Below are 4,651 nucleotides of genomic sequence, written 5' to 3'. Positions count from 1 at the left end.
CATCAAGGCACTGCTGGCAGTTCCCGCCTTCGCCTACGCAGGCGCGGTGCCGAAGTCGATGCGCTACCCGAGGCGTGGCTTCGGCAGGACGGATCGGACAGGCAGCGGGACCGGGGCGGCACCAGCCCCTGCGGCCTCGCAGGTCGCTTGCGACGCAGCCGAGGCTGTGAGCGCATGACGGGTTGACGGCGAGCGCCGCACTGCAGCCGCCCGCGACGCAGACGAGCCCGATGCCCGCCAGCGTCAGCGGGTCGAGAAGCTGCCCGAGAACGATGGCTCCCAGGAGAGCCGCGAGCGCGGGGTCCAGCGACAACAGCACGGCGACCGTCCGCGCCGACGACAGGCGTACGGCCACGTAGTCCGCGGCGAAGGCGACGACGACACCGAGTGTCGCGCTGGCGGCGAGCACCGGCACGTCCCACACGATGATCCGCGGCAGCGCGGCCACCGCGAAGGGCGCGGTGAGGACGGCCGCCACCACGAGCGCCAGCGAGAGGCCCTCGAAGCCACGCGTCTGGCGGCCGACCCGCTCGGCGAGCAGGGTGTAGGCGCCCAGCGATGCCGCGGCGATCAGACCGAGCATGACGCCCAGGACGTCCAGCGCACCGAACGGTCGCACGATCAGCACGACGCCGACGAAACCGACGACGGGGAACAGGGCCGCGCGCGGCCTGCGGGCACCGACCACTGAGACGGCGAACGGACCGAGGAACTCGAGGGTGAGAGCAACACCGAGTGGCAGCCGGTCGAGGGCGAGGTAGAGGAACGCGTTCATGCCGGCGATCGCGGCGCCGAACGACGCGATCGTCGTCCATTGCGCCAGCGACCGCCCCCGCACCCGCGGCCGGACGATCACGAGCGCAAACACGGCGGCGCACGCGAACCGCAGTCCGCTCACCCCCACCGGTCCGAGCCGATCGAACAGCCCATGGGCCAGCAGTGCCGACAACTGGACGCCCAGCGAAGCGAGGAGCACCAGCGCGACGGTCGCGGCCCCGCGGCTACGGGCGCTCATCGGCTGCGCTCCGTCGAGCAGAGCAGCGGTAGCGATGCTGGTCGGTGACGGTGTGGCATCGGGACTCCTAAAACTAATCGCGTTCGTTAAGTGCGATGACCACGATAAACGAAGACGATTAGTTTTACAAGGGCGCAACCATGCCCCGGCAGGACTTTGCCGTGGGTTCAGCGCGCGCGACGGGCCTCGAGCGCGGCGATCAGCGCGTCGACGGCGAAGGCGAAGACGAAGTCGGCGCGTGCGGTGCCCTTCGGCGTCGCGCGGAGGGCGCGACCGAGCGCATCGTCGGCCTCCTCGGTCTCCACGGCGTACACCCGCTCGGGAGCGTTCAGGTCGAGCGCTCCCCCGGCGGTCAGCAGATCGACCGTTCCGATGATCGCGAGGACGTCGGACGGCGCAAAGCCGGCATCCTCCAGCACTCGCGCGAACGTTCGCACGGAATCGAGCGCCTCGTCGGCTTCGACGGTGGAGATCATGAGGTCGGCGACCGACCACGGATGCTGCCCGATCGAGTCGCGGTCGTGCTGCGCGACGTGGCGCACGACGTCCTGCCACGGCCACGAGGGATCGATCTTGGGCCCCTGCAGCACGTGGATCCGCTCGCGCACGAGCTCGATGATCTCATCGAGCCCCGAGACGTGGTTGTACAGCGAGGGCGGAGCCACCCCGAGCGCCTTGGCGACCTCCGACACGGTGACCTTGCCGTTGCGGTCGATGAGTTTCAGCGCCGCGTCGGCGATCGCGTCGCGCGACAACAGCGCGGTCTTCGGTCGTCCCATGTCTCCTCCTCGCGGGCGGCTTCCGTCAGCTTCTCACGCGAGAAGCGTCCCCGACGACCCCCAGCGAGCGCGCTCAGTCGAGGAACAGCGCGCGGAGCCGCTTGGTCGTGAAGACGAGCCCGACCGCGATCATGACGACGTAGTAGAGGACATGCCAGAGCATGTCGGTCGAGAGGATGCCGGTGGTCAGCCCCCGGATCAGTTCGACGCCGTGCCACAGCGGCAGCGCCATGACGAGGTGCTGCACCCACTCCGGGTAGACGGTGATCGGGTAGAACGTCGCGGAGAACAGGAACATCGGCAGCATGACGAAGTTGATCCAGTCCATCTGCTGGAACGTCTTCATGTAACTCGTGACCGCCATGCCGAGGCTCGCGAACCCGAAGGCGATCAGCAGCACGGCAGGCAGCGCCAGCACCGCCGTCCACGACAGGTTCAGGCCCGCCACCTGCATGATGATCATGAAGCCGGTGGCATAGGCGAGACCCCGCAGCAGGGCATAGAGGATCTCGCCGAGCGCGACGTCGAGCGGACCGAGCGAGGTCGACAGCATCCCCTCGTAGAGCTTTCCGTAGTTCAGCTTGAAGAACACGTTCCACGTCGAGTCGTAGATCGCGCCGTTCATCGCCGATACGGCCAGCAACGCCGGCGCGATGAAGGCCGCGTACGACACCGGCATCCCCTGCGTGGTCTCGACATCGCCGATGAGCGTTCCGAGCCCGATGCCCATCGACAGCAGGTAGAACACCGGCTCGAAGAACCCCGACAGCACGACCACCCAGCTCGACGACCGCGCCGCGATGAGTCCGCGTTGCACGACGGCGCCGGGGTTTCCCGCCCATAGCGCGCGAACGCCGCCGCGACGCGTGGCGACGGGCGGGGCCTGCGTCGTGGCGGTCATCGTGCGAGCCTCTCCGTGAACACGTGCCGACCCCACAGGTATCCGGCGGCGGCGAGCGCGACGAGGTAGGCGAGGTGCACCGCGATCATCGCCGGGGCGACCGGTGCGCCGTAGGTCGCGACGCGGCCGAGTTCCGAACCGTGCCACAGCGGCGAGATCCAGCCGATCCACTGCAGCCATGGCGGCAGGACGTCGAGCGGGTAGAACGTTCCCGAGAACAAGAACATCGGCACGAAGACGAAACGCTGCACGAGCGCGAACTGACCCTTGTCGTCTTCGATCGACCCGGCGTAGGCCATGAGCGGGACGCCGAAGGCCACCCCCGCGAGCACGCCGGCGACGATCGAGAGCCAGCCCGCCGCCGGCTGCGGCACCGCGCCGAACGGCAGCAGCCACACGATGAGGTAGTAGGCCGCCGCAGCGACGATCATGCGGGCGGTCGCGCCCGCGATGACGCCGTTCGCGATCTGCGCGCTCGACAGCGGCGACGCGTTGAACCCGTAGAAGTAGCGCCGCCACTTGAACCCCGCCATGACGGGGTAGGTCATTTCCTCGCTCGCGACCGAGATCGTCGCGGTCGCCAGCAGCGCGGGTGCCACGAACATGAGGTAGCTGACCTCAACGCCGTGGTCGACGATCGGGACCGTGATGAGGGCGGCAAGGCCGACGGCGAGCCCCAACAGGTACAGGATCGGTTGGCCGACGGCGCCCACGACGATCGTCCAGCCGTACGCGCGCATGGCTCTGACCATGTGCTCGGTGACGTACCAGCTGCCCCGGCGGCGGGGCTTTCGCCCCCAGGCCATCGCCTCGGCGCGCAGCTCGTCGAGGGACGGGTGCGCGGCGGCGTCCGTCTGCGGCGCGCCCATCGGCTCAGGGCCCATCGGGTCAGGGCCCATCGGGTCAGGGCCTGTCGTCTCGGGGTCTGCCGTGTCGCCGGTCATTCGATCAGCGACCTTCCGGTCAGGCGCAGAAAGACGTCCTCGAGAGACGAGCGCCGCACGAGGCTCGTCAGTGGTGTCAGGCCCGCGGCCGTCACGCGGTCGAGTGCGGCCTCGCCATCCTCGGTATAGACGAGAATGCGGTCCGGCAGCACCTCGATACGGTCGCCCGCGTTCGCGAGACGTTCGGCGACCTGCGCGTTGCGGTCGGAGCCGAACCGCACCTCGAGCACTTCGCGGCTGGAGTGCTCGCGGATGAGGGATGCCGGGGTGCCCTCGGCCATGATGCGGCCCTTGTCGACGACGATGAGGCGGTCGCACAGCTGCTCGGCCTCGTCCATGTAGTGCGTCGTCACGACGAGGGTCGTGCCGCGCTCTTTGAGGCGGAACAGGCGGTCCCACAGCACGTGGCGCGCCTGCGGATCGAGGCCCGTCGTCGGTTCGTCGAGCAGCAGGATGCGGGGGTCGTTGATGAGCCCGCGCGCGATCGTGAGGCGCCGTTTCATGCCGCCGGAGAGCTGGTCGACCCTGCTCGTGGCCTTGTCGTCGAGCTGCGCGAAAGCGAGGAGTTCGTCGGCTTTGCGGTGACAGACCTTGCCCGGCAGTCCGAAGTAGCGGCCGTAGATGTAGAGGTTCTCGCGCGCGTTGAGCTCGCCGTCGAGGTTGTCCTGCTGCGGCACGACACCCAGGCGCGAACGGATCTCGGGGCCGTACTGGTCGGGGTCGAGGCCGAGGATCTGCAGGTCGCCGCCCGTGCGGGTGGAGACCGCGCCGATCATCTTCATCGTCGTGGACTTGCCGGCGCCGTTCGGGCCGAGCAGGCCGAAGGACTCCCCCGGCGCGACCTCGAAACTCAACCCGTCGACGGCCACGAAGTCGGGCTTTCCCTTGACCTTGTACGTCTTCACAAGGTTGCGGGCGGCGATGACGGGTGCGGACACCGGACACCCTAACGCGGGGCCCCGACACTGCGACCGCCCCGTGGCGGCGGCCGCCCCGTGGCGGCGGCCGCTCC

The 4,651-nt window shown here is 69.1% G+C and carries 5 protein-coding genes; all 5 read right to left on the bottom strand.

Translation table 11 applies throughout. The features are described 5' to 3' along the window. The coding region (locus WBP48_RS03790; RefSeq protein WP_424436326.1) for an EamA family transporter at window positions 1–1,015 on the bottom strand (1,015 nt) is incomplete at its 3' end. A gap of 167 nt (window positions 1,016–1,182) precedes the next feature. Further along, window positions 1,183–1,794 carry a hypothetical protein gene (locus tag WBP48_RS03785; RefSeq protein WP_424436323.1) on the bottom strand — a complete coding sequence of 204 codons (612 nt, stop codon included), beginning with the start codon at window positions 1,792–1,794 and terminating at the stop codon, window positions 1,183–1,185. A 73-nt stretch (window positions 1,795–1,867) separates the two neighbouring features. Further along, a complete protein-coding gene (locus WBP48_RS03780; protein ID WP_424436320.1) occupies window positions 1,868–2,695 on the bottom strand; it encodes an ABC transporter permease in 828 nt (275 codons plus the stop codon). After that, window positions 2,692–3,564: an ABC transporter permease gene (locus WBP48_RS03775; RefSeq protein WP_424436329.1), complete on the bottom strand. Its 873-nt coding sequence runs from the start codon at window positions 3,562–3,564 to the stop codon at window positions 2,692–2,694. Before WBP48_RS03775 ends, WBP48_RS03780 begins: the two co-directional genes overlap by 4 nt. Window positions 3,565–3,635: 71 nt before the next feature. Next, a complete protein-coding gene (locus WBP48_RS03770) occupies window positions 3,636–4,577 on the bottom strand; it encodes an ABC transporter ATP-binding protein (RefSeq protein WP_424436317.1) in 942 nt (313 codons plus the stop codon). Window positions 4,578–4,651: the final 74 nt, after the last annotated feature.

The organism is Microbacterium sp., from assembly GCF_049661145.1.
Lineage (GTDB): Bacteria > Actinomycetota > Actinomycetes > Actinomycetales > Microbacteriaceae > Microbacterium.
The sequence above is the reverse complement of the archived record's forward strand: the minus strand, read 5'-3'. Positions and strand labels throughout refer to the sequence as shown.

Excerpts from the sequence above, each read along its gene's own strand:
- WBP48_RS03780 (WP_424436320.1), bottom strand. The coding sequence starts at position 2,695 with ATGACCGCCACGACGCAGGCCCCGCCCGTCGCCACGCGTCGCGGCGGC.
- WBP48_RS03775 (WP_424436329.1), bottom strand. The coding sequence starts at position 3,564 with ATGGGCGCGCCGCAGACGGACGCCGCCGCGCACCCGTCCCTCGACGAG.
- WBP48_RS03785 (WP_424436323.1), bottom strand. The coding sequence starts at position 1,794 with ATGGGACGACCGAAGACCGCGCTGTTGTCGCGCGACGCGATCGCCGAC.